The 25,974-nt window shown below is 67.8% G+C and carries 25 protein-coding genes and 1 pseudogene; 6 read left to right on the top strand and 20 right to left on the bottom strand.

Features of this window, described 5'->3' with window-relative positions:
* Positions 1-35: 35 nt before the first annotated feature.
* A pseudogene (locus AC6CR5_RS16290) lies at positions 36-173 on the top strand (DUF2000 family protein); the annotation flags it as partial.
* Here the strand turns inward: AC6CR5_RS16290 and AC6CR5_RS16285 are convergent.
* Entirely contained in the window at positions 148-957 is an 810-nt protein-coding gene (locus AC6CR5_RS16285; protein WP_200903977.1) for a hypothetical protein, read from the bottom strand. The pseudogene AC6CR5_RS16290 and the gene AC6CR5_RS16285 overlap by 26 nt on opposite strands.
* Before the next feature lie 535 nt (positions 958-1,492).
* Here AC6CR5_RS16285 and AC6CR5_RS16280 point away from each other — a divergent pair.
* The 3 genes from AC6CR5_RS16280 to AC6CR5_RS16270 all read left to right on the top strand — a co-directional run bounded on the left by AC6CR5_RS16280 (position 1,493) and on the right by AC6CR5_RS16270 (position 3,986).
* Positions 1,493-2,239, top strand: a complete 747-nt coding sequence (locus AC6CR5_RS16280; protein ID WP_223203244.1) for a lysozyme inhibitor LprI family protein — start codon at positions 1,493-1,495, stop codon at positions 2,237-2,239.
* A 317-nt stretch (positions 2,240-2,556) separates the two neighbouring features.
* Positions 2,557-3,783 (top strand): diguanylate phosphodiesterase, encoded by a 1,227-nt coding sequence (locus AC6CR5_RS16275; RefSeq protein ID WP_047991843.1) that lies wholly within the window; start codon positions 2,557-2,559, stop codon positions 3,781-3,783.
* Positions 3,784-3,788: 5 nt separating this feature from the next.
* The gene (locus AC6CR5_RS16270; RefSeq protein WP_054515956.1) at positions 3,789-3,986 is read left to right on the top strand and encodes a hypothetical protein; all 198 of its coding nucleotides are present in this window, start codon (positions 3,789-3,791) and stop codon (positions 3,984-3,986) included.
* Positions 3,987-4,026: 40 nt separating this feature from the next.
* On the opposite strand, the gene AC6CR5_RS16265 is transcribed toward AC6CR5_RS16270, so the two are convergent.
* The 16 genes from AC6CR5_RS16265 to AC6CR5_RS16190 form a co-directional block, all read right to left on the bottom strand.
* Complete coding sequence (locus AC6CR5_RS16265) at positions 4,027-4,542, bottom strand: lipocalin family protein (protein ID WP_498084726.1); 516 nt, start codon at positions 4,540-4,542, stop codon at positions 4,027-4,029.
* Between the two features lie 10 nt (positions 4,543-4,552).
* On the bottom strand, positions 4,553-5,635 hold the full coding sequence (locus AC6CR5_RS16260; protein ID WP_498084725.1) for an SAM-dependent methyltransferase: 1,083 nt from the start codon (positions 5,633-5,635) through the stop codon (positions 4,553-4,555).
* Positions 5,636-5,646: 11 nt separating this feature from the next.
* Positions 5,647-6,414, bottom strand: a complete 768-nt coding sequence (locus tag AC6CR5_RS16255; RefSeq protein ID WP_498084724.1) for a DUF1295 domain-containing protein — start codon at positions 6,412-6,414, stop codon at positions 5,647-5,649.
* Positions 6,411-6,923, bottom strand: a complete 513-nt coding sequence (locus tag AC6CR5_RS16250) for a DUF2878 domain-containing protein (protein ID WP_047991838.1) — start codon at positions 6,921-6,923, stop codon at positions 6,411-6,413. Before AC6CR5_RS16250 ends, AC6CR5_RS16255 begins: the two co-directional genes overlap by 4 nt.
* Positions 6,923-8,197, bottom strand: coding sequence for a class I SAM-dependent methyltransferase (locus AC6CR5_RS16245; RefSeq protein WP_498084723.1), 1,275 nt, complete (start codon positions 8,195-8,197; stop codon positions 6,923-6,925). The genes AC6CR5_RS16250 and AC6CR5_RS16245 overlap by 1 nt, the downstream gene beginning before the upstream one ends.
* Entirely contained in the window at positions 8,194-8,970 is a 777-nt protein-coding gene (locus tag AC6CR5_RS16240; protein ID WP_148317147.1) for a DUF1365 domain-containing protein, read from the bottom strand. The genes AC6CR5_RS16245 and AC6CR5_RS16240 overlap by 4 nt, the downstream gene beginning before the upstream one ends.
* Entirely contained in the window at positions 8,967-10,232 is a 1,266-nt protein-coding gene (locus AC6CR5_RS16235) for an NAD(P)/FAD-dependent oxidoreductase (RefSeq protein WP_498084722.1), read from the bottom strand. Before AC6CR5_RS16235 ends, AC6CR5_RS16240 begins: the two co-directional genes overlap by 4 nt.
* Positions 10,233-10,234: 2 nt before the next feature.
* Positions 10,235-11,164 (bottom strand): acyl-CoA desaturase, encoded by a 930-nt coding sequence (locus AC6CR5_RS16230; RefSeq protein ID WP_336234846.1) that lies wholly within the window; start codon positions 11,162-11,164, stop codon positions 10,235-10,237.
* A 71-nt stretch (positions 11,165-11,235) separates the two neighbouring features.
* The gene (locus tag AC6CR5_RS16225) at positions 11,236-11,988 is read right to left on the bottom strand and encodes a hypothetical protein (RefSeq protein WP_035200559.1); all 753 of its coding nucleotides are present in this window, start codon (positions 11,986-11,988) and stop codon (positions 11,236-11,238) included.
* 1 nt (position 11,989) lies between these two features.
* Positions 11,990-12,886: an alpha/beta hydrolase gene (locus tag AC6CR5_RS16220; protein WP_498084721.1), complete on the bottom strand. Its 897-nt coding sequence runs from the start codon at positions 12,884-12,886 to the stop codon at positions 11,990-11,992.
* Between the two features lie 59 nt (positions 12,887-12,945).
* Positions 12,946-13,617 carry an anti-sigma factor gene (locus tag AC6CR5_RS16215; protein WP_026384046.1) on the bottom strand — a complete coding sequence of 224 codons (672 nt, stop codon included), beginning with the start codon at positions 13,615-13,617 and terminating at the stop codon, positions 12,946-12,948.
* The gene (locus AC6CR5_RS16210) at positions 13,614-14,159 is read right to left on the bottom strand and encodes an RNA polymerase sigma factor (protein ID WP_026384047.1); all 546 of its coding nucleotides are present in this window, start codon (positions 14,157-14,159) and stop codon (positions 13,614-13,616) included. Before AC6CR5_RS16210 ends, AC6CR5_RS16215 begins: the two co-directional genes overlap by 4 nt.
* A gap of 157 nt (positions 14,160-14,316) precedes the next feature.
* Positions 14,317-15,453, bottom strand: a complete 1,137-nt coding sequence (locus AC6CR5_RS16205; RefSeq protein ID WP_026384048.1) for a hybrid sensor histidine kinase/response regulator — start codon at positions 15,451-15,453, stop codon at positions 14,317-14,319.
* On the bottom strand, positions 15,450-16,085 hold the full coding sequence (locus AC6CR5_RS16200) for a chemotaxis protein CheB (RefSeq protein WP_054445869.1): 636 nt from the start codon (positions 16,083-16,085) through the stop codon (positions 15,450-15,452). The genes AC6CR5_RS16205 and AC6CR5_RS16200 overlap by 4 nt, the downstream gene beginning before the upstream one ends.
* A complete protein-coding gene (locus AC6CR5_RS16195) occupies positions 16,082-16,927 on the bottom strand; it encodes a CheR family methyltransferase (RefSeq protein ID WP_020926417.1) in 846 nt (281 codons plus the stop codon). Before AC6CR5_RS16195 ends, AC6CR5_RS16200 begins: the two co-directional genes overlap by 4 nt.
* A 15-nt stretch (positions 16,928-16,942) precedes the next feature.
* Positions 16,943-20,347, bottom strand: coding sequence for a response regulator (locus AC6CR5_RS16190; protein ID WP_498084720.1), 3,405 nt, complete (start codon positions 20,345-20,347; stop codon positions 16,943-16,945).
* A 168-nt stretch (positions 20,348-20,515) separates the two neighbouring features.
* Here AC6CR5_RS16190 and AC6CR5_RS16185 point away from each other — a divergent pair, with 168 nt between their 5' ends.
* Both AC6CR5_RS16185 and AC6CR5_RS16180 read left to right on the top strand, forming a co-directional pair.
* A complete protein-coding gene (locus AC6CR5_RS16185; RefSeq protein WP_223308610.1) occupies positions 20,516-20,950 on the top strand; it encodes a response regulator in 435 nt (144 codons plus the stop codon).
* A gap of 139 nt (positions 20,951-21,089) precedes the next feature.
* Entirely contained in the window at positions 21,090-21,572 is a 483-nt protein-coding gene (locus tag AC6CR5_RS16180) for a hypothetical protein (protein ID WP_498084719.1), read from the top strand.
* 39 nt (positions 21,573-21,611) lie between these two features.
* On the opposite strand, the gene AC6CR5_RS16175 is transcribed toward AC6CR5_RS16180, so the two are convergent.
* From AC6CR5_RS16175 to AC6CR5_RS16165, 3 genes are all read right to left on the bottom strand, one after another.
* Positions 21,612-22,232, bottom strand: coding sequence for a hypothetical protein (locus tag AC6CR5_RS16175; protein ID WP_026384051.1), 621 nt, complete (start codon positions 22,230-22,232; stop codon positions 21,612-21,614).
* 101 nt (positions 22,233-22,333) lie between these two features.
* The gene (locus tag AC6CR5_RS16170; protein WP_498084718.1) at positions 22,334-24,811 is read right to left on the bottom strand and encodes a TonB-dependent siderophore receptor; all 2,478 of its coding nucleotides are present in this window, start codon (positions 24,809-24,811) and stop codon (positions 22,334-22,336) included.
* 133 nt (positions 24,812-24,944) lie between these two features.
* Entirely contained in the window at positions 24,945-25,973 is a 1,029-nt protein-coding gene (locus AC6CR5_RS16165; RefSeq protein ID WP_316312107.1) for a FecR domain-containing protein, read from the bottom strand.
* Between the last annotated feature and the right edge of the window lies 1 nt (position 25,974).

The following is a 25,974-nucleotide window of genomic DNA, read 5'->3' as shown; positions in this document are numbered from 1 at the left end:
AAACCTCGGTTTGCTCTGCGATTTCAAGAGCATCGTCGACCGGCCACGACGAGGCCAACCGCGCGGTGTTCCGCGCCCAGCCGGCCGACGACCTGGACCCGGCCGGCATCGCCCTGCGCGGTCCGAAAAAGGCGGTGGACAAGGCGGTCAAGGCGCAGTCGCTGCATCCTTGATGCTGTCGCTCTCGCCGTCGTTGTCGCTGTCGGACGCGGGACGCGCCGGCGCGCCGTCCCGGTAGGCCACCGAGACCATGGCGCCGACGACGAACGTCAAAATGATGAAGAGCGTCAGATAGGCCACGATCCAATACGGTCCGCCGTCCAGGGCGTAGCCCAGGTACTCGTACAGCGCGCTGTGGGCCAGGCCGCCCGCGCTCACCAGGATGCCCAGGGCCAGCATCAGCGGCCAGCGCGGGTAGGGCATGGCGGCACGCACGCCGCGCAAGCCGGTTGCGCCGGTCACGGCGGCGCGCGGCAGGGCGGGCGCCAGCAGCGCCAACCCGTACAGGATCGGCAGCCAGAGCACCAGCACCACGGGCACCAGCGCCGCGAAGAACAGGCCCGAGTCCGGGCCGTTCATCAGCGCGAACAACACGTAGGGCAGGTCGCCGGTGGCGCGCGCCAGCGTCGTCACGACCACCGCCAGCAGGCCCAGCATCACCAGGTGCCAGGCTTGCGCCGTACTGCCGGGGGCATCGATCCGCGTATCGTCCGCGCGCGCGATGACCCGGTGCCAGGCGTACGTCATGCGCGAGAATGCAATCAGGTTGACCAGTGCGAACAGCAGGAACAGGCCGCCCTTAAGCCAGTACAGCGACGCGGCCAGAATGGCGAACGGCAGCGATAATAGGAACACCGCCAGCGACCACGGCGCGGCCGCCAGCATCGCGCGGCCATGGCGCCGGATGGCGCCGGCCGTTGCGTTGAAGAATGAAAGCGCTCCGCGTGCGTTCGACAAGTCGTTCCTCTGTGGGCAATCGACAGGGCCTTGTTTATACCGCAGCCGGGCCGCCCGGACATCATCGTTTGCAAGCCTTTACCATAAGAGAGGAGACCCGATGGAAGTGACCTTGAGCGGCAGGGTGTAGCGCGCTCCGGCGTTTGAGTGGTCTGCTGTTACGCTACGACTGGCCCTGAAGATGCTTTGCGCTTGGTCATTCTCTGGCCGGAAGACACAGCTTGGCGCAGCGCCTTGGCCGAGGCGTTCTGGTGGGAAGCCAGCACTCGCGGGATCTCTGCGATCCCTAGATGTTTGGATGTAGAAATGGTGTTTTTCATCTTAAGTGGACATCTAAGGGAAAAACTCCATTCTTAATGGTTAGGCTGTGGCAACTTGAGTGGTGAAATGCTGCCTAAGTTATTGCTTCTTATAGATCCAGGGTTTTATCTTGAATGGACTTTAACAGTCGGCACGTGGACGAGAGAGAGACTTGCTAGCATGTGCTGTGCTGTACGCAATACATCATCGACATACAACTTGAGAAGATAGGATCATGACCCAGCCGCATTCAAGACGCCCACCCGCTTACGTACTGAAGACACGGTATACACCTGCGATGAAGCTTCTCTTTACGTTGGGCCTCGCAATGCTGGGGACCTACGCCCAAGCCGCCAGTTTTGATTGCAACAAGGCCGCGAGCACGACGGAAAAGTTGATCTGTAGCGATGCCGAGACCTCCGCGCTGGATGGCAAATTGCAGGGGGCCTATAAGGCAGCACTAGCCGCAACCGATGCCTATGGCAAGAAAGCGTTGGCTGAAGAACAGCGCAACTGGATCAAATACGCTCGTGGCATTTGTCAAGACAGCGCCTGCCTGCGGCAAGCATACACAAGCCGCATCGCCCTGCTGGCGCGTAATGAGAAACATATTGCCAATGGCAAGGTGTACTCGGACTGCAAGCTGCCGGGCAACCAAACCTCTAGTGGCGAATGCGTCAATGTTGTGCCGATTCGTGATCCCAACTCCCGCGTGGAATCGTTCAACCAATCGCTGGAGCAGCAGAAGCAAAACGGCCGAATCATCGGTTGTAGCCGGCTGATTGATCTGCCGGTTGGCGTCGCCGGAGGTAATCACAGTTTTGGCGGTTCCTGCATATTGCAGGAGGGTACGCAGCGCAAGGACGTGAGGGTCTGCAACGACGATATGTTCGGTCATTTCCAAGTAGAGCCGTCCACGCCCCAGGATGCCTCGGACAAGCGCCTGGTCGACTTTACTTACGCGCAATGCTATGGCGGTTGATGATAAGCGCCCGCGGCTCCTGGACCTGCTGATCGACCACCGCCGGCCGAACGACCTGAAGAACTGCTACGAGGGCCAGATGTTCAGCATGCGCTTGCCCATCAGGATTTGCGCCCGTTGAACGGCATGGTGCTGTTGGATCTGACGGACAACTACGAGCGACCTGGCCGACAAGAAGTCTGTGCGAAGCTGAGTGAGGTAGATATGGGCTGACGCCCATATATGGGGTACGGCGTCCGATCCGGCAGGGCAAAACGAGTCCCCGACGTACACTATTGATATTGAACAGGCTGGTCCCAGGGGCGGGAGAGTACGCCATGCTATCGACATTGATCTACCGCAGCCGAGTCTGTGAACCCTTGGATGCCGATGCGCTCGGCGTTCTCGTCCGAAAAGCCAGAGCGCGCAATGCGTCGTTGAACGTGACAGGGATACTGCTTTTTGATGGGGTCCACTTTGTTCAACTGCTGGAAGGGGGCGCCCAGGAATTGGCGGTGCTGTTCGATGCCATCCAGCGGGACGCGCGGCACGCGAATGTCGTGCATCTCCTGCGCGACCAGGGGCCATTTCGTCGCTTCGAGGGCGACCAGATGGCGATGGTCGATCTGCGTGAGCTCGACTCCAAGCGCGTGGCAGCGCTGATCCTCGAGAAAATGAAGCGGAAAGCCAGGTTGGCGGCCAGCGACGACCGGGTCATCAAGATTCTCTCGTGGTATGCGCTTGCGCGTGGCACAAGCCATATCGTTGAAGGGGAATGGGCGCGGAACTGGCGATTCGTGACAGAGGGCGAGGCCGCGCCCGGGCAGGGCTTGCTGGCGGAGCAGGCGTACCAGTTTGCCTTGCAGCCGATTGTGGAGCCCATGCGTCGAACGGTCACTTCCTTCGAGTTCCTGATCCGCAGCGGAACCGGCGGGTCGCCCGAACAGTTGTTCTCCACCGTCCCTCCCATCCAGCGCTACCGGATGGACCTGGAGTCCAAAGCATCCGCGTTCCGATTGGCGCGTCGCCTGCGCCTGGAAGACGTCAAGCTGTCGGTGAACCTGTTGCCCATGTCGTTGGTTGCCGATCCCGCGGCGGTGGAGCATCTGCTTGGCCAGATCGCCGCATGCGGCTTGTCGCCCCAACAGGTGATCGTCGAGGTTACCGAGCAGGAGGCCGTCGCCAACCAGGGCGATTTCGGCGCTGCCATCGAACGTTTGCGCAGAGCCGGGATCGGGGTGGCGATCGACGATTTTGGCGCGGGCTTTGCCGGCCTGTCCCTGCTGGCGGAATTCCAGCCCGACAAGCTCAAGATCGACCGCAAGCTCATCCAGAATATCCATTCGGACGGCCCTCGGCAGGCGATTGTGCGCGCGATTCTCGAGGCGTGCACGGCCATGGGCATCATGCCCGTGGCCGAGGGGGTGGAACGGATCGAGGAATGGTGCTGGCTGGAGGCGGCCGGCTTGAAACGCTTCCAAGGCTACCTGTTCGCCAGGCCCGCGCTGAATTGCCAGCCCGAAATCTGGTGGCCTGAACGGGTTGCCCCCAGCCAGATCGCCTGAGGGGAGTGGCGGTCAGCGCGCCACGGCTGCTGCTGCTGCTGCTGCTGCACGCGGTCGATCTCGAAGGCATCTATCTGTACTACGGTCGCCGCCCCGAACAGCCGCTGCGGGTGCGGACGTTCGTGGATTTCATGGTCAGGCAGCTGGAAGGGAACCGGCAGTTCTTCCTCGATCCTGGCGAGCTGGAGCGAGGGGTGGGCTAGCCGCCACGGCCTCGCGGCGGCTTCGCGGAGCCGACAACAATCATTGGCAACGCTGTGGCACCTTGCGCAGGGACTCCGTGTAGCCCAGCGCGGCGACGCGGTCTGCCAGGTGAGCGTAGGCGTCATCGCTCAGGCATGGCGTGCGTGCCATGATCCACACGTAATCGCGCTTGGAGCGGCCGATGATGGTGGTCTGATAGGCGTCGTCCAGGTAGGCGATGACGTATTCCGCCTGGATCGGCCAGATGAACTGCATGCCCCAGACCGCGTTGCCGGTGTCCGGCCGCACCGTGGCCACCGGGTGCATGGTGCTGACCTCGGCGTCGAAACTGCCTTTGCGGTAACGGAAGTCGGTCTGGATCCGGCCGTCCGGCAGCGGCCGGTAGCTCTCGACGGCATCGTAGGCGTTGCGTTCGGGCCAACTGGGGATGTGCGCGATGACATACCAGTCGCCCATGAAACGCGGCAGATCGACATGGGACACGGGCGGCATGGGCGCGGGCCCGGCGCAGCCCGCCAGCAGGCCCATCGCGGCAACACACAGGGCGCGCAACATGGCGGTCTCCTCAGGGACGGGTGAACCGGTAGTGGGTGACGCCCCATTGCTGGCCGTGGTCGTAGCCGAACAATTCGGCGCAGGCCATCCAGAACATGCGCCAGCGCTGATGCCACAGCGGCGCCAGCTGCGGGCCATAGGCCTGTTCCAGCACCGCCCGGGCCTGCGCGGCGCGGGCGTCCTGGTTGGCCAGCCAGTGGTTGGCTGTGCGCGCGTAGTGCGTGCCATCGAGAAACCACTTTTCCTGCAGTTGCAGGTCGCGCTGGAAATGCAGCAGCGTGTCGGCCGCCGGCATGATGCCGCCGGTGAAAAAGTGGCGTCCCATCCAGTTGCCGGCGCCTTCGGTCTCGAACGGATAGGCGCGCTCGCGGTGCGCGAAGATGTGCACGAACAGCTTGCCGCCGGGCCGCAGCCATTGGCCGATGCGCGCCAGCAGGTCCTGGTAGTTGCGCATGTGCTCGAACATTTCCACCGAGACGCAGCGGTCGTAGGCGGAGCCGGGCAACGACAGCGCGTTGACGTCGCGGGTGATGACCCGCACGTGCTCCCAGCCGCGTTCGCGGCAGCGCGCCTCGATATGCTGGCGCTGGGTAGCCGAGTTGGACACGGCGGTGATGCGGGCGTTGGGAAACTGTTCGGCCATCCACAGGGTCAGCGAACCCCAGCCGCACCCCAGCTCCAGGATGTCCTGGCCGTCGGCCAGCTCGGCGCGCTCGCCATACAGGCGCAGCATGGCGGCTTCGGCCTGGTCCAGCGTTTCGGCGCCGGTCGGGTACAGGCAGCCGGAATATTTCATGCGGGCGCCCAGGCAGAGCTGGAAGAACGCGGTGGGCAGCTCGTAGTGCTGCGCGTTGGCGGCGTCGGTGTGGATGGCCACCGGGCTGGTGCGCAGGCGCGCGATCAGGGCCTGGTCGCGGGCGGTCCAGGCCTCGATGCCGCCGGCGTACTCGGCCGTCAGGCGTTCGGCGCACAGGCGCCGGATGCCCAGGCGCAGCAGCGCGTCGGGCACCAGGCCGCGTTCGGCCAGGCCGAGCAGGCCGGGCGCGGGGCGGTCGGTGGCGAGCGGGAGGTCGTTCAGGCTGGCGGTCGTCATGGCGTGCCTCATCAGGATTTGGGGAACCACGGGAAGAAGGCCGAGGTGCGGCGCTGATACTCGCGGTAGTCGTCGCCGCGAGTGCGCAGGGCCTGCTGCTCGGTGAAGGGAATGCCGCTGATCCAGCGCAGGAAGACGTACATCAGCGCGGGGCCCAGCCACGCCAGCCAGGTCAGGGGCGAGCCCCAGGCCAGCGCGACGTAGCCGAACCAATGGCACCATTCGAAGAAATAGTTGGGATGCCGTGAATAGCGCCACAGGCCGTCGCGGCAGGTCCGGCCGCGATGGGCCGGATCGTCGCGAAAGCGGTCGAGCTGGCGGTCGGCGATGACTTCACCGGCCAGCGCCGCCAGCCAGATCGCCAGGCCCAGCGCGACGGGCAGGCCACGCGCGGGACTCGCGCCCACGGCCAGGAAGGGCAGGCTGAACAGCATCACCAGGCCGGCCTGGAACATGAACAGGCCGAAGAACTTGCCTTGATGGCCCGCCCAGTATTCGCGCAGCGCGCGGTAGCGTCCATCCTCGCCATGCCGGACCCTGCGCCACAGGTGCCAGGCCAGCCGCAGCGACCAGACGCCGGCCATCGCGGCCAGGCTGGCCCTGGGCGCCCAGTCGCCTTGGCCGGTGGCGGCGATCAGCAAGGCGCTGGCGCCCAGGCCCGCGGCCCAGACCACGTCAACGATGCCCGCGTTGGCGTGGCGGCGCTGCCAGCTCCAGGCCACCGTCATGGCGATGACCATGACGGCGGCGATGATCAGCCATTGCGACAGGGGATTCATGCGGCCTCCCGCGTCCAGCGGTGCGCCCGGCGCGTCAGCGCCGGCAGGATCAGCCCCCAGCCCAGCGCCAGCGCCGCGGTCGCGCGCCAGGCGGGCGCATCGAACTGCACCGCCTGCCAGCCGCGCGCGGCGCCCCAGTAGGCGAGCGGCCCGCCGATAGCGCCGAAAGCAAAGGCCAGCCAGCGGCGCGGCCGCAGGTAGGCCAGTGAATGGTTCAGTGTCAGCGCGAAGGCCGCCCACAGCGCCAGGATCCAGCGTGGCGCGGGCCAGGCATCGGCGGCGTAGACCGCCCAGCCCAGCGCGGACAGCGCGCCGTCGAGCAGGCAACCGCACAGCAACGCGGCGGCGGCCAGCTTCAGGTCGGCGCGCCACTCGGCCGAGCAGGCCAGTTGCGCGGCAATGAAGACCAGGGCCGAGACCACGCCCGGCCACGCCAGGCCGCGGCCCGCGCCGATGACGGCGCTGAACCAGACAAGCTGGTAGCCGAGCAGGTTGGCCCAGAAGCGCATCACACGCCCGCCTGGACCCAGCGCTCGCCGTCGCCGCGGGCGCCGGGAGGGGTCAGCAACAGGTGCGAGACGCCGATCGAGCGTTCGCGAAAGCCCCCTTCGCAGTAGGCCAGGTAGAACTCCCACAGGCGGCAGAAGCGGCTGTCGAAGCCCTGTTCCCGCGCCTCGGGCAGGCGCGCCAGGAAGCGGTGGCGCCAGGCTTGCAGGGTGCGGGCGTACGACAGGCCGAAATCCTCCAGGTGCACGAGGGCGAGGTCGCAGGCGCGCGTCTTGGCCCGCAGCATCGCCTCGACCGACGGGATGAAGCTGCCTGGAAAGATATGGCGCTTGATGAAATCCACTTCGCCCAGCGCCTGCTGGTAGCGATGGTCTTCGATGGTGATGGCCTGGATCAACGCACGTCCGTGCGGCGCGAGCAGGTCGGCGACCTTGGCGAAATAGGTCTCGAGGTACTGGGCGCCGATGGCCTCGATCATCTCGATCGACACCAGCTTGTCGTAGCGGCCCTGCAGGTCGCGGTAGTCCTGCAGCACCACACTGACGCGATCGTCCAGGCCCGCCGCGCGCACCCGCGTCAGCGCCAGCGCGTGCTGTTCGCGCGAGATGGTGGCGGTGGTGACGTGGCAGCCGTAGTGGCGCGCGGCGTGGATGGCGAATCCGCCCCAGCCGCTGCCGATTTCGACGACACGGTCGCCCGGGCCGAGTTCCAGCTTGCGGCAGATGGTGTCCAGCTTGCGCCGCGAGGCCTCTTCCAGCGTGTCGTCGGCGCCGGCCCAGAGCGCCGACGAGTACATCAGGTCCGGCGACAGGAACAGCGAGAAGAAATCGTTGCCCAGGTCGTAGTGGGCGGCGATGTTGCGGCGGCTGCCTTCGTGGGTGTTGCGGTTGCCGGCATGCCAGCGCTTGAGGGCCCAGCCGGCCACGCGCGCCAGCCCCGATTCCATGCCGTCCAGCGTGTCGCGATTGCGCACCAGCAGGCGCACCAGGGCGACCAGATCGTCGCAGGTCCACAGGCCGTCGCCGTACGCTTCGCCCGCGCCGACGCTGCCCTGGGTGGCCACCAGGCGGTAGAAGGCCATGTCGCGGATGGTCAGGCGCACCACCGGCTCGCCGTCGCCCAGCGTGACGCTGCCCAGGCTGTCCTCTATGGCCAGCCGGCCGCTGGTGAGCGTCGAGAGACGGGCGAACAGGCGTCTGCGCAACAGGCGCTCCAGCGCCCCGGGCGGACGGGTCCCCGCGATGGCGGCATGTTCGGACGGCGTCATGGCTTTCATTGTGGTTCTCCGTTGGGCGTGCGGGGATGGTCGTGGATCGGGTTGCGTTTGAGCCAGAGGCGCAGGGCCTGCCAGTGGATGCCGCCGATGACCTGCAGGGTCATCAAAGGGAAGCGCCACAGCAGGCGCGCCAGCGCAGCGCCGTCGAGTTCGCGGCGCTGCAGGCGCAGGTTGGCATCGAATTGCGGCTGGCCCTGGCGGTTGACGCGCATGTGCACCCGCAGATCCTCGCCCGGGGCGTTGAAGCGCCAGTCATAGATGCAGTCCATGGGCATGAAGGGGGAGACGTGAAAGCGTTTGTCGAAGCGCCAGGCCATGGCGTCGCCACGGCGCTCGGCCTGCGCGACCGGCAGGACGACGCAATGCCGTTGTTTCCATGGGGTGTTCGTGATCTCCGCCAGGATCGCGGCCAGGGTCACGCCGTCGGCTTCGTAGCAGTAGTAGAAGCTGACCGGGTTGAAGACATAGCCGGCGTAGCGCGGATGGGCCAGCAGTCGGATCGGCCCGGCGGGCGCCTCGCCCAGGCGCGCTCGCAGCCTGGCCCGCACCGCCTGCGCCAGCGGCTGCCCCGCCTCGCCGTCCAGATAATCGCTGCGGCGCCATTCGGCCAGGTTGGGCCGGTCCACCGACCACAGCCAGCGGCGCTGGAACACCTGGTCGATTTCGTCCAGGTCCAGGTACAGCTGCGCCATGCGGTAGCTGAAACCATGCGCGTGCGGCACGTGGCGCCTGTGCGTCACGCGGCCTTCGTAGAGGGCGCTGTGGCCGTTCATGCCGCCACCGCGGATAAGGCCGCGGCCTGCGACTGGATGCCCCGGACCACGTCCAGCGCGCTGGCCACGCCGTCCTCGTGAAAGCCCCAGCCCCAATAGGCGCCCGCGTACCAGCAGCGGTGGTGGCCCGAGATCTCGTCGCGGCGCGCCTGGGCGGCCACGGACGCGAGGGTGTAAACCGGATGGTGGTAGCGCATGCGGGCCAGCACCTGCGTCGGATCGATGGCTTCGCTGCGATTGAGCGTGACGATGAAGGGGCGGCGCGATTGCAGGCCTTGCAAGAGGTTCATGCAGTAGCTGACCGAGCACGGCGCCGACGGATCGGCCGGCACGTAGGCATTCCACGCCGCCCAGGCCTTGGGGTGGCGTGGCAGCAGGCGCGCGTCGGTGTGCAGCACGACGTCATTGTGCTGGTATGTGATCGCGCCGAGCACCTCGCGCTCGGCCGCGCTGGGCGCGGCCAGCAGCTTCAGGGCCTGGTCGCTGTGGCAGGCGAACACCACCTGGTCGTAGCGCGGCCGACCCTCGCACGAGGCCAGCGTGACGCCGTCCGCCTGGCGCGTGACCTGGTACACCGGGCAGTTCAGTCGCACCCGCACGTTCCAGCGTTCGCGCAGGGCGCGGATGTAGCTGCTGGACCCACCCTGCACCACGCGCCATTGGGGGCGCGCATCGACTTGCAGCATCTGGTGGTTGGCCATGAACTGCACCAGATAACGCGCCGGGAATTCGAGGATGCGCGCGGCGGGCGATGACCACAGCGCCGACGCCATCGGGATCAGGTGGTCGGCCTGGAATGCCTGGCCGTAGCGGTGCCGCGCCAGGTACTCGCCCAGCGTCGGGCCGGGCTCGTCGCCGGCCAGCAGGGCCGGGGCTTCGCGGTAGAAGCGCAACAGGTCGCGCACCATGCCCAGAAAGCGCGGCGACAGCAGGTTGCGGCGCTGGCAGAACAGGGTGTCGAGCGAGGTCGCGTTGTATTCCAGGCGGCCGGCCTCCTGGTGCACCGAGAAGCTCATGGTGGTGGGCTGCGAGCGCACGCCCAGCTCCTCCAGCATCGTCGTGAAGTGGGGATAGTTGACAGGGTTGTGCACGATGAAGCCGCTGTCCACCGCATAGCGGCGGCCGTCCTGCTCGACGTCGTGGGTGTGCGTGTGGCCGCCCAGGTAGTCGTTGGCCTCGTACAGGGTCACGTCATGGTCCTGGCCCAGCTTCCAGGCGCAGACCAGTCCCGCGATGCCCGAACCGATGATGGCGATGCGCATGGTCATTCCTTGGCGCGCGCCAGCACCCAGGCCGGCACGGGTTTCAGGTCCCAGATCAGGCCAGCGGCCGCCAGCAGGCGCAGGCCGTACCAGGTGAGGTCGATTTCCCGGGCGCGAAAGCCCTGGCGCGCCGAACCGGGATAGAAGTGGTGGTTGTTGTGCCAGCCTTCGCCGAAGGTCAATAGCGCCAGCCAGGCGTTGTTGCGGCTATCGTCGGCGGTGTCGTAGCGGCGCTTGCCGTAGCGGTGCGCCAGTGAATTGATGGTGACGGTCGCATGGAACAGCGCCACCGTCGAGATGAAGAAGCCCCATACCAGCATCTGCGGCCCGCTGGTGCCCAGGCCGGGCGCCAGGCGCGCGAGCGCGGCGCCCAGGGCATAGCACAGCAGCGCCAGCGCGATGGGCACGGCGGCGTCGAAGCGGTCCAGCCAGCGCAGTTCGCGGTAGCGGCGCAGATCCGGCACGCGCGCCAGGTCGGTGGCGAAGGCGCGCGGCGTCAGGAACCAGCCCATGTGGCTCCACCAGAAACCGTGGCGGGCCGGCGAGTGCAGATCCTGTTCGTCATCGGCGTGGCGGTGATGGTGGCGGTGGTGCGCCGCCCACCACAACGGGCCGCGCTGGGCGCACGAAGCGCCGAGAATGGCGAACACCAGCTGCATGGCGCGCGAGGTGCGGAAGGTGCGGTGCGAGAAATAGCGGTGGTAGAAGCCGGTCAGGGCGAACATGCGCACGGCGTAGAGCGCCACCGCCACGGCCACCGCCACCGGCGAAACGCCGGTCCATGCGACGCCCAGGCAGCCAACGTGCAGCAGCGCGAAGGGCAGGGCGCGGGTCCAGTCGATGCGGTCGGGCGGGCCGGCGGGCGCGCCCGCCGCCTGGGTATCGACCCAGCGGCGTATCGAAGTGGTCCAGTGAGAGGGTTCAGGGCGCATCATCGTGTCCTGTTCGAGGCTTGCGGGGATATACGGGCGGGGCGGGCGGACGGATGCGTAAGTGGAAACCCTTAGTCGCACCGTCCCGTCAACGGCGTGGCCGCCGCGGCGTCCATGTCCTGCTGGGTGGGCGGGGCCAGTTCGGCGTCGGCGGGGAATTCGATGCGCACGGTCTGCGTGCCGCCGTTGCCGTCGCGCAGGTTGCTGGGGCCTTCGAAGCGGCGCAGGCGCCGGCTGTCGCGGTCGTAGGTCACGCGCAGCGGCGGCGCGGCGAAACCGTACCAGGCATCCAGCCGCAGCCGGAATACGCGCTCGCGCCGTTCGGGCACGTCGCGCGCCTGGACTTCCAGCGGCATCAGAGCCAACCGGCTGGGCACCAGGAACTGCAAGGGGCGGTCGGGTGAGTCCCAGTGCGCGCGCAGCCAGGCGTCGAAGCCGGCGTCGATCACCGGGTCTTCGGCCTGCGGCAGCGCCTGGCTGCGCGTGGTCGCGCTGGCGCGCGCCTGCACGTAGGCGTGGCGCACGCCGCCGCGGCTGCTGACGCCTTCGCGGTAGCCGTCGCGCTGGTCCAGCAGGGCGAAATCGGGCGCGGGATCATCCACGCCGCCGCGCACCCATTTGCGGGCGAAGGCGGCGCCGTCCGGACAGCGATACAGCACCAGCCGGGTCTGCCGCGCGCCGTCCCTGACGACCCAGTGCTCCTCGCGGTAGCGCTCGGCGCCGCCGCGCTGAGCATAGGCGTAGCCCAGGTAGTGTTCGTTGGCCGCCAGGGCGCCAAGCGGCGCCAGCGGCAGGATCAGGGCGAGCAGCAGCGATGGGCGCATGTCATTCTCCCGGGGCGGAGCAGGGACGGGTCACGAACGCGGCCATGTCGTCCAGCACCGGCGCGCGCCAGCGCAAGGGCCGCGCCAGCGCGCCCACCAGCAGTTTGTGGCCGAGGTCGGGATACTCGACCAGGCGCGCGCAGGCGCCAGCGGCGCGCAGGGCGCGCGCCAGGCCGGCGCTGTTGCGCCGCGGGTCCACCGCGGTGTCGGCGCTGCCGGTCAGCAGCAGGCCCGGCGGGGCGGCGGCGCTGACGTGGCGGATCGGTTGCGAGTCGGCCGGCGTATCGGGAAACCGGAACACCGGCCGCACGTCACGCGCGACGATCGGCAGGAAGTCGTAGGGGCCCGCCAGGCCGATCCAGCCGGCCAGCGAGCCCGGCGCGGAGCCGGCATCGCGCAGCCAGCGCGGATCCAGGGCCAGCATGGCGGCGATGTAGCCGCCGGCGCTGTGGCCGGCCACGAACACCCGGACCGGGTCGCCGCCATAGGCATCGATATGCCGTTGCGTCCACGCCACCGCCAGCGCCGCGTCCTGCAGGAACGCCGGGTAGATAGCCTCGGGATAGAGGCGGTAGTCGGCGATGACGGCAATGATGCCGCGCGAGGCCAGCGCGTCGCCCGCGAAGCGATAGTCGGCGCGTTCGCCGCTGCGCCAGCTGCCGCCGTAGAAGAACACCACCACCGGCGCGCCGGCGGCGTCCAGCGGCGCATGGATGTCCAGGCGCTGGCGCGGCAGCGGGCCATAGGCCAGCCCGGACGTGGCGCGGCTGGCGCCGTCGGGCACGGCGCCGTTGAGCAGGGTCAGGGGCGAGCAGGCGGCCAGCAGGCCTAGCGCCAGGCTGGCCAGCAGCAGTATCTCGAGCAGGCCGCGCTGGCCCGGGCCGATCCAGGAAGACATGGGGTGCTCCGCAACGGGGACACCCCTCTATACGGGCACGGGCCCGCGTTGGATGCGGCTCAGATCTTCAGCACGTCGCCGCTCATGATGACCGGCCCGGTGGGCGCGCCGGTGGGCGAGCCGCCCGGCGGCTCCAGCGTGATGGCCAGTTGCTGGACGCCGGCCAGGCCCTGGGCGCGGCGCAGCGCCGTCAGGCCTTCGGGCGACACCAGCCCGACCGACTGCGGCGCCTGCCCGGGCGGAATGGCCCAGAGTTCCAGGGACTTGCCGCCGGCGCGCGTCGCCAGGTTCTGCAGCGCGTGGATGTGCAGGCCGCCGGCTTCGTCGGCGCGCACCACCAGCATGGCTTGCGCCTCTGGGCTTTGCAGCACGGCCATCAGCTGCGCCCGGGCGGCGCGGTCCACCTGCATGGGATAGATGACGACGCCGGCCACCAGCAAGGCGGCCAGCGCGCCGCTGGCGATGCGCCAGAACGCCAGGCCGCGCCACCAGGGCGCCGCGCCCGGGTGCAGGCGGGATTGGATCGCGCGCCAGACGCGGCGCGGGGGCGTCCTGCCGGGCAGCGACCAGAGCAGGGGGTAGATGTCGTCTTCCCAGCCCCGCACCTGCCGGCGCAGATTGGCGTCGGCGGCCATCAGGCCCTCGAAGCGGCGGCGGGCGCCGCCGCGCATGGCGCCCGAGACATAGTCGGCCGCCAGCCGGGCGCGCAATTGCGGATCGCGGTAGTTCATGACAGGCACCTCTTGAGCCGTTCCATGCCGCGCCGCACCCAGCTCTTGATCGTGCCCAGCGGAGCCTGCAGGCGGCGGGCGATCTCGCCGTGGCTCAGGTCGTCGAAAAAGGACAGCGCGATGGCCGTGCGCTGCTGGCCTTCCAGCTGCTTGAGGCAGTCGGCCAGGCGCCGGGCATCCTGGTCGGACTGCAGGCGCTCGAAGGGGCCGGGCGCGTCATCCGCCCAGGCCAGCGTCAGCTCGCCGTCGGCGTCCGGGCGCTCCAGGTCGGGCCGGCGCAGCAGGTCGATACAGCGGTTGCGCACGATGCGGGTCATCCAGGTCATGACTTGGCTCTGTTCCGAAGAATAGCGGGCGGCGTTGCGCCAGATATTGATGAAGCTGTCCTGGAGGACTTCTTCGGCCCAGTCGCTTCGTCGCAATATACGGACGGCAAGGGCAAACAGATGCGGGGACGTTTGACGATAGAGTTCGGCCAGCGCGGATTCCTGGCCGCGCGCGCAGTCTTGTATCAGGGCCTTCAGACGTACTGGGTCGGGCATGACGGGTATCCGGGGTCACATGGGGTGCGGCCGCAGAATGCGCGGAATGGGCGCCACGGCGGGACGCGCCGCGGCACCATCCGACATACTACCGAAAACTCCGGCCTCGTTGCGCGGCCCGGCCCTTGGCGGGCCGTTCTGACGCGGATCGATATCGTCAGGTCGAGGCGGTCGACGCCTGCCGTGGCAGCGCCACGCGGAAGCGGGTGATGCCGTCGCGCGATTCGGCGCTGATGCGGCCGCCGTGAGATTGCGCCACCTGTTGCGCGATGAACAGTCCCAGCCCCAGGCCGCGATGGCCCCCGGCCGGCCGCGCGCCGCTGCGGAACGGGTTGAACAGTTGCGGCAGCAGTTCCGCGGGAATGCTGCCGCCGTTGCTGACCGTGACCACGACCCGGTCGGCAATGGAACCATCCACCTCGACCCGCACCGGCACGTCGCGGGCGCCGTGGTGCAAGGCGTTGCCGAGCAGATTGGCCAGCACCTGGGCGATGCGCTCGCCGTCCCATTCGCCGACCGGGTCGCCATGGCATTCGGCTTCGATCTGGCGGTCGGCGAAGCCGGCGCGCAATTCATCCAGGGTGCGGTGGACCAGCGTGTCCATGCCGATGCGCGCCGGCGCCAGCGCCAGTCCGCCGGCCTGGCGGATGCGCGTCACGTCGAGCAGGTCTTCGATCAGGTGCTTCATGCGCTCGCTGCTCTGGAGCATCCGTTGCGCCACGCTGACCACGCGCGCGTCGCCGCCCTGGCGCGCCAGCATCGAGGCGCCCATGATGACCGCCTGCAATGGCGTGCGCAGGTCATGGCTGAGCACGGCCATGAACATGTCGTTGACCCGCAACGCCTCGGTGCGCGCCTCCAGTTGCTGCGCCAGCGCGCGCCGGCGCTCGTGCAACTCGAAGAACACGTTCGCCTTGCTGCGCAGCATGTAAGGGTCGACCGGCTTGTACAGAAAGTCCACCGCGCCGCTCTCGTAGCCGCGGAACTGCCAATTCTGTTCGCGCGAGCCGGCGGTGATGAAGATCAGCGGAATGTGGCGGGTGCGCTCGCTGCCGCGGATCAGCTCGGCCAGCTCGAAGCCGTTCATGTCGGGCATCTGCACATCGAGCAGCGCCAGCGCCACGTCGGGATGATTCAGCAGCAGTTCCAGCGCCTGCGGGCCGGATTGCGCTTTCAGCACTTCGACCCGGTCGCTCGCCAGCAGCGCTTCCAGCGCGACCAGATTTTCGGGCACGTCGTCGACCAGCAGGCACTTGATGCGGTCATCCGAGGGTTTGGCAGATGTCAATATCATGGTGTGGTGGAAGTGGGGGGGCAGGGCCGCGGCTGCGCGGGCAACTGCGACAGCAGCGCCGCGATGGCGGCGGGCGCCAGGACCTCCGGGGCATCGATGCGCGCCAGGGCGGCGTCGGGCATGGCGCGCATCGCGGCGGTGTCCGGCGCCTGGACCACGGCGCGGCCGCCCGCGGCGTGGATGGCGGCCAGGCCGGCGGCGCCGTCTTCGTTGGCGCCCGACAGCAGCACCCCCAGCAACCGCTCGCCATAGCCGTCGGCGGCGGACTGGAACAGCACGTCGATTGAAGGCCGCGAGAAATGCACCAACGGGCCGATCGACAGCGCCAGGCGCGGTCCACGGTCGACCAGCAGGTGGTAGTCGGGGGGCGCGAAATAGACGTGCCCCGGCTGGATGGGCTGCTGGTCCTCTGCCTCGCACAGCGGCAGCGCGCAGCGGTCGCGGAAGATGTCGACCAAGAGGCTGCGGCGGTCGCGCGGCAGGTGCAGCAGCACGATCACCGCCGCGCGCAGGCCGGCCGGCAGGGCGGGCATCAGCAGGTTCAGGACCTCGATGGCGCCCGACGAGCCGCCGATGACGATGGCGTCCCAGGCGCCCGCCGCGTCGCCGCGATCCGGTGTCGGGGCGGTCACAGGCCGGCCTTTTTGCGGTAGATGCGGTCTTCGAGCACGAAATCATCGAAGCCGTCGGCCTGGGCGGAAAAGCGCACCGATTCGCGCGAGCCCAGGCCCATGAAGCCGCGATGCACCAGCGCGTCATGGAACAGGCGCAATGCGCGGTTCTGCAGGTCGCGCTCGAAATAGATAAGCACGTTGCGGCACGAGACCAGGTGCACCTCCGCGAACACGCTGTCGGTCGCCAAGCTGTGGTCCGAGAACACCATGTGCTCGCGCAACTGCTTGTCGAACACCACGCGCCCGTAGCGCGCGGTGTAGTAATCGGACAGCGAGCTGCGGCCGCCGGACTGGGCATGGTTGCTGGTGAAGGCGGCCACCCGGTCCAGGTCGAAGACGCCCTGTTCGGCCGAGCGCAGCGCATGCGGATTGATGTCGGTCGCGTAGATCAGGGCGCGGTCCAGCAGGCCTTCCTCATGCAGCAGGATGGCGAGCGAATAGACCTCCTCGCCGGTGCTGCAGCCGGCCACCCACACCTTGATCGAGGGGTAGGTGCGCAGGATGGGCACCACTTCGCGGCGCAGCGCCAGGAAATAGCTGGGGTCGCGGAACATGTCGCTGACCTGGACGGTCAGGAATTGCAGCAGGCTGGTGAACACCGGCGGCTCGTGCAGCACGCGGTCCTGCAACTGCGACAGGGTCTTGCAGCCGAAGTGCGACAAGGCGCTGCGCAGGCGCCGCTTGAGCGAGGCCTGGGCATACTCGCGGAAATCGTAGTGGTACTGGTGATAGATCGCGTCGAGCAGCAGCCGCTGCTCGATATCGTCGGTCTGCGCCTTGTTCGGTGGGGACTGGGGCATGATCGCGGGGCCGCGTTACTTGCGCATCCAGACGCGCACCAGCGACAACAGCCGTTCCACGTCCAGCGGCTTGGCGATGTAGTCGTTGGCGCCGGCGGCCAGGCATTTCTCCTGGTCGTCCTTCATGGCCTTGGCGGTCAGCGCGATGATCGGCAAGCGGCGCCACTCCGGCCGCGTGCGGATCTCGCGCATGGCGGTGTAGCCGTCCATCTCGGGCATCATGATGTCCATCAGCACCAGGTCGATCACCGGGTGGCCGTCCATGCCGACGCGGTCCAGCGCCTGGAGGGCCTCGCGGCCGTTGCGCGCGATCTCCACCCGCAGGCCGGTCGGCTCCAGGATGCTCGACAGCGCGAACACGTTGCGCACATCGTCCTCGACCACCAGCACCGTGCGGCCTTCGAGCGCGCTGTCGCGGCTGCGGGCCAGCTCCAGCATCTGGCGCTGCTGCGGCGGCAGGTCGGCCTCGACCTGGTGCAGGAACAGCGTCACCTCGTCGAGCAGGCGTTCGGGCGAGCGCGCGTCCTTGATGATGATGGACTTGGAGAAGCGGCGCAGTTGCTGCTCCTCGTCGCGCGACAGCGCCCGGCCCGTGTACACGATCACGGGCGGGAACGACACGCTCTCCTGCTCGGCCATCTCGCGCAGCAATTCGTAGCCGCTGATGTCTGGCAGGTTCAGGTCCATGACCACGCAATCGAAGGTGGTTTCGCGCAGCAGCTCCAGGGCGGCGCCGGCGGTCGCGGCCGGCACGATCTCCACATCGTCGCGCGCCAGAAGCTCCCGCACGCTTTCGCGCTGGCGGTCGTCGTCCTCCACCACCAGCACGCGCCGCACGTTCTGGGTGAACTTGGCTTCCAGGCGCAGCAGCGCCTGGGTCAGTTCCTCGCGCTTGACGGGCTTGAGCGCGTAGCCGATCGCGCCGCGGCCCATGGCCTCCTGGGCGTAGTCGGCCACCGACACGATGTGCACCGGGATGTGGCGCGTGTGGGGGTTGCGCTTGAGCTGGTCCAGCACGCCCAGGCCCGAGAAGTCGGGCAGGTTGATGTCGAGCACGATGGCGTCGGGCCGGCGCTGTGCCGCCAGCGCCAGACCGTCGGTCGCGGTGTGCGCGGCCAGACAGCCGAAGCCCATTTCGTGCGCCAGGTCGCCGAGAATGCCGGCGAAGCGTTCATCGTCCTCGATGACCAGGATGGTGCGGCCGGCCTCGCCGGCCGGTTCCGGGTCTGGCTGGACCGGCTCGGCCGCAGGCGCGGCGGCGGGCACCGCCCAGGCGGGAATGGCGGGCGGCGTCGGGATCGGCGCGGGCAGGCTGGGGACGGGCGCCGCGGGCGTGGCCTCCAGGCGCATCGGCAGCAGCAGCGTGAACACGCTGCCTTGCCCCGGCGTGCTGACCAGCGACAGGGATCCACCCAGCAGCTTGGCCAGGTCGCGCGAGATCGACAGCCCCAGACCGGTGCCGCCGTGCTTGCGATGGCTGCTGCCATCGGCCTGGCGGAAGGCCTCGAAGATCAGTTCCTGCTGGTCGGCCGGCACGCCGATGCCGGTGTCCTGCACGGCGAACGACAGCATGTTGCGCGGCGCGCGCGACACCTTGAGAGCAACGCTGCCTTGCTCGGTGAACTTGAGGGCGTTCGACAGCAGGTTCTTCAGCACCTGGCCCAGCCGCTGCGGGTCGGTATGCAAAGACGCCGGCACGTCGGCGGCGATGTCCAGTTCCAGGGTCAGGCGCTTGTCCTGCGCGATCGGGCGCAGCGGATCCAGCAGCCGCTCGAGCGCCGGCGCGATGGCCACGGCCTCGACCTCCACGGTGGCCTGGCCGGCCTCGATCTTGGCCAGGTCCAGAATGTCGTTGATCAGCGCCAGCAGGTCGCTGCCCGCTTCGTAGATGGTCTGCGCATACTTGACCTGGTCGTCGCTCAGGTTGCCCGGCTTGTTCTCGGACAGCAGCTTGGACAGGATCAGCGTCGAATTCAACGGGGTGCGCAGTTCGTGGCTCATGTTGGCCAGGAACTCGCTCTTGTACTGGCTGGCCTGCGTCAGCAGCCGCGCCTTGTCGGTCAGCGCGCCCTGCACCCGCAACAATTGCTCGGTCTGCAGTTCCAGGCTGACGTTGGCCTGCTTGAGCTCGGTCTGCTGCACCTCCATGCGCGCCTGCGATTCCTGCAGGATGCGGCTCTGCTGTTCCAGCTCTTCATTGCTGACGCGCAATTCTTCCTGCTGGGTCTGCAGTTCTTCCGACTGGCGCTGGGTTTCCGCCAGCAGCGCCTCCAGCCGCGTGCGGTCCAGGCCGGCGCGGATAGCCGAGGCCAGCATCTCGGAGGCGCCCTCGAGCAGGCTGCGCTCGCTCTGGCCCACGGCGTGGGTGAAGCCCAGTTCGATCACGGCATAGACACGATCGTTCTGTATGGCGGGCGCGAGGATCAGTTCGGCCGGATTGGACGTGCCCGTGGCCGACGAGACCGGGAGGTGGCCGGGCGGTACGTCGCGCAGGTGCAGCAGCTTGCGCGAGCTGGCCGCCTGCCCGACCAGTCCTTGCGCGGCGGGGATCTTCTGCGCCAGGCGCTCGGCCGGCAGGGCGTAGCCGCCGAAGAGTTCCAGCTCGTCGCCGCCGTGGTTGACGACGTAGCCGGCGCCGACGCTGGCGTGCAGGTAGTCCGCCAGGTAGTCCAGCGCGCGCTTGCCGATTTCGTCCAGGCGATGATCGCCCCGCAAGCGCAGGCTCAGGCCGGAGAGGCCGGTCGTGACCCAGGCCTGGCGCGCCTTGGCGCGGTACTCACGGATGGTCACCGCGGCCGACGCCAGGATCAGCGCCAGAAGCAGCATCGACCCGCCCCATGAGTAATAGGTCGAGGTGGTCGAGGCCGCGGCCCAGGTTTCGCGTTGCTCCTCGACCTGGCCCAGCTGGCGCGTGTACAGATCGGCGACCAGGTCGCGCAACCGGTCCATCGCTTCCTTGCCGGCATCGGTGCGCACCACGGCCATTGCGCCTTCCACGTCGCCGGCCTTGCGCATTTCGATGGTCTCGCGCAGTTCCGTCAGCTTCTGCTGGGTGATGCCCGCGATGTCGTTGACGATGCGGCGCTGCGCCGAATCCGCGGTGGCCGCTTCCTTGACCAGCGCCAGGCGCTGTTCGATCAACGGCACCGAGCGCAGATAAGGTTGCAGGTATGCCGGGTCGCCCGTCAGCAGGTAGCCGCGCTGGCCGATCTCGGCATCCTTGAGCGCCGAGTTGAACAGGCTCAGTTGGCGCACGGTCTCGGTGGCGCGGTCCATGGCCCTGACCGCCTCCGTCCGGGTCTCGGCCGAGCGCACGTTGACGAAGGCGATGACCAGGGTGGCCAGCGCCGCCGTCACGAAACCGGCCATCAAGGTGCGCGGAAGGGTGTGGCGGCTGGCGGATTGTTGCGAATTCGGCATGAGAACGGTTTAAAGTTCGGGGGACAGACCGGTGGACTATACAGGGTATGGGGCACTCGTTGCGCCCGGATACAAATACTTAGCACATGAAGGGCCCGCATGTCCTAGGATTCGACCTCTCCCCTCTGTTTTGCCCGCCGGCGTCTTGAATGCGTGGCACCGACAACCATGACGAAAATCCTTTTGGTCGACGACCAGGCCGTGCTGGTCGCCCTGATGAGTGAATTCCTGAGTGGCGAAGGCTATGACGTCACGACGCACACGGACGGCTTGACCGCGCTGCGGCAAATGCTCGAAGTGCAGCCGGATCTGGTCATCACGGACTTCTCCATGCCCGGCATGGATGGCGGGGCCCTGCTGACCGCCATGCGCGAGAATGCCTACCTGTGCGACACGCCGGTGCTGGTGCTGAGCGGCCGCCCGGAATCCGAGATCGCCGCGGCCTGTGAAGGGCGCGCCACCCTGATGCGCAAGCCCGCCGAGCCGCAGGATGTGCTGGCGGCCGTGCGCCGCCTGGCGCCCGTCCCCACGCGGCGGCCGCGCGTTGATGCGGCGGTCTTCGCGGCTGGCGAGGCCCGCGAACTCGCAGCCCTGGCCGCGTAGCGCCGCCTCATCGCGCGCCCGACCTGGACCTGGCCTGCTTTGGGGGGCGTGTTTCCGTTGGCGTCGCGCGCTTCCCGCGGGCGCCCTGGGCCGGCGGGAGCTGGACCGGCGTGGCGTCGCCCCGTCCAAGGAAACCGACATGACATCGCGACCGCAACGCTTCCTGGATCATCTTGCCGCACAGGGCTGGACCTTGCGGCGGACCGCGTCCGAGCCGACGCCGGCGGTCGCGCCGCCGGGCGACCGGCACGGCTATGGCGCTTTCCTGGCGACGTTCACCGAATTGCACAACGCGGACCAGACACGCTGGTTCCTGAGCGCGGCCGACCATGACGGCACGGCGGACAGCGCTTTTGCCTGGCACACGCTGCGCGACATGAGCCTGGAGGCCGCGCTGGACGAGGCCGGCCGGCAGGCGGTCCTGGACTTCTGGCAGCGGCACACGCTGATCTACATGAGCGTTGCCGGTGAATACGAATTCCTGGCGATAGAGGGCGACTCGGGCCGCATCGTGCACGGCATCGAGCCGGAATTCGAGGACACCCGCGAGGTCGCCCCGAGCCTGGCGGCCCTGTTCGAAGACATGATGGCGGGCCGCGCCGCGGCGGCGCTGCTGGCCTAACGTCGTCTGCAACTCTTTGGCCGCGACGCACGCCAGGACTCAAAACCCGTCAAGCTGGTCGCGCGGGTGGAACTCGGGGTCGTCCTTGCCATCCAGCATCGTTTCCACCATGCGCTCGAATGCGCCGGCGGCATCGCCCTGCTCGTCGGGCGCCGCGAAGCGGGAGCCGCCCTGGCCGGACAGCCCGAGCGCGGCAACCGTTTCCCGCTCGCCTTCCTCGCCCCAGAGATAGTCGTGAACCACCGCAAGGCCATGGCCATCCGCCGCGAAAAAATCGGCCGCGCCACGTGCTACCGTGAAAAAGACGATCAGGTCGTAGAGGTTTTCGGAATAGGTCAGCGAGCCCGCAACGAAGTGCGTCCCCGCGCGATCGTAGGCCGCAATCTTGATGTTTTCCGCCTGCGCGGAGTTCAGGATGGCCTTCAGCGCCGCGCGATTGTCCGGATGGCGCGCCAGCATGGCATCGCATTCCGCAACGAGCCGGCCCAGGTCCTGATCGCTGGAGGCTGCCAGGTCCTTGCCTGCGCAGAGATACCACTGACCGCCGATGGCGCCCCAGTCCGACCATCTCGATGCCGCCGGCACAGGCGCGGCGAGCCATTGGGCGAGATGCCCGCGTGGGATCTGGAGTTTGAGAAAGGCGGAATAGGGTTCGGACATGGCGGCTATCGATTCCCGGGTTCGTTCGGCGGCATTTATCTTAGCGTGGCTCGAAGGCGCCGCGACGGCGTCGAAGCGCTTCCTGTCGACCTCATGCCCTCTCAAAAATCGTAGCGCAGCGTCACGCCGGCGAATCGTGGCGAACCGTAATGTCCATAACTGCCACCGATGCCCTGGTAGTAGGCCTTGTCGAACAGGTTGTTGATGTTCAACGTCGCGGCCAGCTTCTTGTTGAACTGGTAGCGTGCCATCAGGTTGACCACCGTGTACGCGTCCTGCTTGACCGTGCTGTCATAACGGCTGAAGTACAACGAGGTCTTCGACGTCCAGTCGACGCCGCCGCCCACCGTCAGCCTGTTCCACGCCCCGCCCAGCCGGTACGTGGTCCACAGGCGCAGCGTGTCGACCGGCTGCTGGGTCAGCAACTGCGCGCCTTGCGCGTCTTGGGTTTTGGCATGGCTGAATCCCGCATGCATGTTCCAACCCGGCAGGATTTCGCCGGCCACTTCCAGGTCGATGCCGGTGGTTCTCGCGCCTTTGGCCGCGCGGTAAGCCGCGTTGTCCGTGCCCGGCACCGTATAGCCCGCGTCCAGTTCGGCGACGTTGTCTTTCTGGGACCGGTAGATCGCCACGCTGGTGTTCAGGCGACGGTTCAGGAATTCCCCTTTCCAGCCCATCTCGTAGTTCTTGCCCACGATGGGGTCGAGCACGTTGCCATTGCGGTCCTGGGACGATTGCGGCTGGAAGATGTCGGTGTAGCTGGCGTAGACCGATTGCTCGGGCGTCAGGTCGTAGACAATGCCCGCGTAAGGGGTGATTTCGCCGCGCGCGCGCAGGGTGTAGGTTTGCAGGAAGCTGTCGGCCGGGCTTTCATAGTAATAGTCGTAGTGGTAGTCGGACCGTCGGGCGCCCAGGATCAGGTGCACGTCATTGACCGGGTTCAGACGCAGCGCCGCATAGCTGCCATTCTGGCGCGACTTCACATTGAAGATCTCGCCCACGGTTCCGGTGTTGCCCGGCCGCGCCATGTTGTTGCCCCAGGTGCTGAAATCGACCGTGGACACGCCTACGTCCCAGCCTTTGTGCTTGTTCTCGTAGTGCTGGAAATTGAAGCCCGCAATGAAATCATGCGTCCGACCGCCCAGATCGAACGGGCCCTGGATCGTCACGTCCACGCCGGTCTGGGTTTGCGTCGCGCCAGCCCGGTAGGCCAGCATGCCCGCGCGGCCCGTGGCCTGGTCCAGGAAGGAGCGGCCCGACCCCACCCGATACGAGCCGTTCAGGTTGGAGCGTTCCACATCCATGTGGTTGGCGGCGACCTTGAATTGCCAGTCATGCGCCAATGCCTGCTCGAAGTTCAGCGTGTAGTTGGTGGTCTTGAATTCGTCGTACATCCAGCGCGCGCCCGAGCTGGTCGAGCGCGTGAAGTCCGTCCGCTGGCCGTTGGTGTAGAGCAAGGGCACACCTGGCGCGCCCGTCGCCTTGTAGCGTTGGTGGTCGATGCCGAACCGCAGCAGCGTGGTGTCCGTCAGGTCGGCTTCGACCACGCCGTACAACACGTCCTTGTCCTGCGTGTAGGCGTCCATGAACGTGTGGTTGTCCTGCTTGGCGACCACCATCCGGCCCCGCAGCGTTCCGTTGCTGCTCAGTGGGCCGGAGATATCGGCTTCAGCGCGATAAAGGTCCCAAGAGCCCGCTCCCACCTGCGCGTAGGCCTGGAACTCGTGCGTGGGGCGCTTGCGGATCAGGTTGACGGTGCCGCTGGGGCTGCCGGCTCCCGTCATCAGGCCGGTGGCGCCGCGCACCACTTCCACGCGGTCATACAACGCCATGTCGAGCAAGGTGCTCGGCATGGTGCGTGACTGGTTCACCTGCGTGGTGGTCACGCCGTCCAGTTGATAGGTATCCATGGCGCTGCCGCGCGAATAGATGTTGAAGCGTTCGCCGCCATCCTGCGACATGGTGATGCCCGGGGTCTGGTGCAGCACGTCGGTCATGCTGTTGAGCTGCTGATCCTCGATCTGCTGCCGGGTGATGACGCTGATCGATTGCGGCGTTTCCCTGATCGACAGGTTCATCTTCGTCGCGGTGTTGCTGACGGGCACCGTGTAGCTGCCCGTGCCTTCGCTGACGGGCGCGTCGAAGCTGCCGAACACGGCGACCGGTTCCAGGACTGCGGCTGCGTTCGCATCAGCGCTCTCGGCGCGCAGGGTGTACGCGTTGTCGCTTTGCCGGACAGCCCGAAGCCCGGACCCGATGAGCAGGGCCTGGAAGGCTGCCTGCACCGTGTAGCGGCCCTGCAGGCCAGCCGTGGCCTTGCCTTGCGTGAGCGTGCCCGGCGCGGTCAGGAACACGCCGGCGTCCGCGGCCAGCTGGTTGAGGGCGGCGGTCAGGGGGCCGGCCGGGATGGCATAGTCGCGCGCGTCGTTGGCCTGTGCTTGCGCCGTCGGCGCCCACGCCGCCGCGCCGCCGGTCAGGCCGGCAACGGCCAGGTGCAGGGTAAGCGCGAAGGGCCGGATGGCAAAACGCGGGGCGGTGTCGGGCGCGCGGTCGGCGCGCAGGCGGGTACGGCGAAGCATGAGATGAAAGTCCCTCAAGGCGTGGTGGTGAGCAGCGAGAGGGAAACCGTCGGCGGGTAGGCCTGATCTTCTCTCATTCCGTAAATCGGATGAGATTCAAAAACCCGAACTGGTTCTCGGAAAAAATTTCTTGTCAGCGCGCGACGATCGATGTCCACCATGGCAGGGGCCGTTGCACGCGCACGGGCAGATTGCGTTCCAGCAAGTCCAGCGCGCGGTCGGGGTCGTCGGCGGGGAATACGCCCATGACGAGCATGTCGGCGACTTCCGGCGCCACGCCCAGATAACCCTTGCGGTAACGCCCCAGCTCATTGACGAGCGTTTTCAAGGGCAGGTTGTCGGCCAGCACGACGCCCCGGCTCCACGCTTGGCGTGCGGGGTCGGCGCGCGCGGTGGACAGGATCCGTTCGGCATTGAAGCGGGCTTGGCCGCCTGCCATGACGTTCACCGTCGCGCCGGCACGGTTGCGCACCGCCACTTCGCCGTCATAGACGTCCAGTTGAACCTGGTCTTGCGCCAGGCGCACGCTGAAACGCGTGCCCAAGGCCTGCATGCGTCCAAAACGGGATTCGACATAGAACGGCCGCCGCGCAGGGTCGGGCGCCGTAGCGATCAGGATCTCCCCGGCCAGCAGCGTCAAGCGGCGGGCGGCGTCGCGGTAATCCACATCCATTGCGCTTCTGGCGTTGAGCCAGATTCTGGATCCGTCTGTCAGCAGCAGGTCGCGCCGTTCTCCCGTGCCGGTGGCGTGGTCGGCCGCAAGCGCCAGTGCCTGATCACGCAGCGGCGTATGGCGCCACCCCTGCCAGCCCAACAAGCTCGTGCCCAGCACGATGGCGCCGCCGCCCAGCAGTCGACGCCGTTTGAGCACGCCCTTGCGCGCCGCGGCGGCGCCCGCCAGCGCCGCTTCGCCTCCACCCACGCGCAGCGGCTCGAACCGCTGGCTGACGGCTTGGACGTGATGCCATGCCGTGGCGTGCTCGGTTCGCTCGCGCAGCCAGGCCTGCCACGCCTTCCTATCCTGCTCGGTGACGCGATCCGCGCGCAACAGGGCAAACCAGTCGGCGGCCTGTTGCAGGCTGTCGAAATCGGCCGCCTGCAAGCGGCCCGGCGAGGGCGCGGCCCCATTGCCGGGAGGCGGATTTGGCAAGGGCGGCGCCATG

This window comes from Achromobacter sp. EG18, assembly GCF_059759395.1.
This window is presented reverse-complemented; position numbering and strand designations above follow the sequence as displayed.

What these genes read in the sequence shown, in the direction of transcription:
- AC6CR5_RS16210 (WP_026384047.1), bottom strand. Translation starts at nt 14,159, where the DNA reads ATGCCCGACCCAGTACGTCTGAAGGCCCTGATACAAGACTGCGCGCGC.
- AC6CR5_RS16260 (WP_498084725.1), bottom strand. Translation starts at nt 5,635, where the DNA reads ATGACGACCGCCAGCCTGAACGACCTCCCGCTCGCCACCGACCGCCCC.
- AC6CR5_RS16220 (WP_498084721.1), bottom strand. Translation starts at nt 12,886, where the DNA reads ATGTCTTCCTGGATCGGCCCGGGCCAGCGCGGCCTGCTCGAGATACTG.
- AC6CR5_RS16255 (WP_498084724.1), bottom strand. Translation starts at nt 6,414, where the DNA reads ATGAATCCCCTGTCGCAATGGCTGATCATCGCCGCCGTCATGGTCATC.
- AC6CR5_RS16235 (WP_498084722.1), bottom strand. Translation starts at nt 10,232, where the DNA reads ATGCGCATCGCCATCATCGGTTCGGGCATCGCGGGACTGGTCTGCGCC.
- AC6CR5_RS16250 (WP_047991838.1), bottom strand. Translation starts at nt 6,923, where the DNA reads ATGCGCTTCTGGGCCAACCTGCTCGGCTACCAGCTTGTCTGGTTCAGC.
- AC6CR5_RS16190 (WP_498084720.1), bottom strand. Translation starts at nt 20,347, where the DNA reads ATGCCGAATTCGCAACAATCCGCCAGCCGCCACACCCTTCCGCGCACC.
- AC6CR5_RS16280 (WP_223203244.1), top strand. Translation starts at nt 1,493, where the DNA reads ATGACCCAGCCGCATTCAAGACGCCCACCCGCTTACGTACTGAAGACA.
- AC6CR5_RS16265 (WP_498084726.1), bottom strand. Translation starts at nt 4,542, where the DNA reads ATGTTGCGCGCCCTGTGTGTTGCCGCGATGGGCCTGCTGGCGGGCTGC.
- AC6CR5_RS16225 (WP_035200559.1), bottom strand. Translation starts at nt 11,988, where the DNA reads ATGCGCCCATCGCTGCTGCTCGCCCTGATCCTGCCGCTGGCGCCGCTT.
- AC6CR5_RS16205 (WP_026384048.1), bottom strand. Translation starts at nt 15,453, where the DNA reads ATGATATTGACATCTGCCAAACCCTCGGATGACCGCATCAAGTGCCTG.
- AC6CR5_RS16215 (WP_026384046.1), bottom strand. Translation starts at nt 13,617, where the DNA reads ATGAACTACCGCGATCCGCAATTGCGCGCCCGGCTGGCGGCCGACTAT.
- AC6CR5_RS16195 (WP_020926417.1), bottom strand. Translation starts at nt 16,927, where the DNA reads ATGCCCCAGTCCCCACCGAACAAGGCGCAGACCGACGATATCGAGCAG.
- AC6CR5_RS16275 (WP_047991843.1), top strand. Translation starts at nt 2,557, where the DNA reads ATGCTATCGACATTGATCTACCGCAGCCGAGTCTGTGAACCCTTGGAT.
- AC6CR5_RS16180 (WP_498084719.1), top strand. Translation starts at nt 21,090, where the DNA reads ATGACATCGCGACCGCAACGCTTCCTGGATCATCTTGCCGCACAGGGC.
- AC6CR5_RS16165 (WP_316312107.1), bottom strand. Translation starts at nt 25,973, where the DNA reads ATGGCGCCGCCCTTGCCAAATCCGCCTCCCGGCAATGGGGCCGCGCCC.
- AC6CR5_RS16240 (WP_148317147.1), bottom strand. Translation starts at nt 8,970, where the DNA reads ATGAACGGCCACAGCGCCCTCTACGAAGGCCGCGTGACGCACAGGCGC.
- AC6CR5_RS16185 (WP_223308610.1), top strand. Translation starts at nt 20,516, where the DNA reads ATGACGAAAATCCTTTTGGTCGACGACCAGGCCGTGCTGGTCGCCCTG.
- AC6CR5_RS16175 (WP_026384051.1), bottom strand. Translation starts at nt 22,232, where the DNA reads ATGTCCGAACCCTATTCCGCCTTTCTCAAACTCCAGATCCCACGCGGG.
- AC6CR5_RS16170 (WP_498084718.1), bottom strand. Translation starts at nt 24,811, where the DNA reads ATGCTTCGCCGTACCCGCCTGCGCGCCGACCGCGCGCCCGACACCGCC.
- AC6CR5_RS16230 (WP_336234846.1), bottom strand. Translation starts at nt 11,164, where the DNA reads ATGCGCCCTGAACCCTCTCACTGGACCACTTCGATACGCCGCTGGGTC.
- AC6CR5_RS16245 (WP_498084723.1), bottom strand. Translation starts at nt 8,197, where the DNA reads ATGAAAGCCATGACGCCGTCCGAACATGCCGCCATCGCGGGGACCCGT.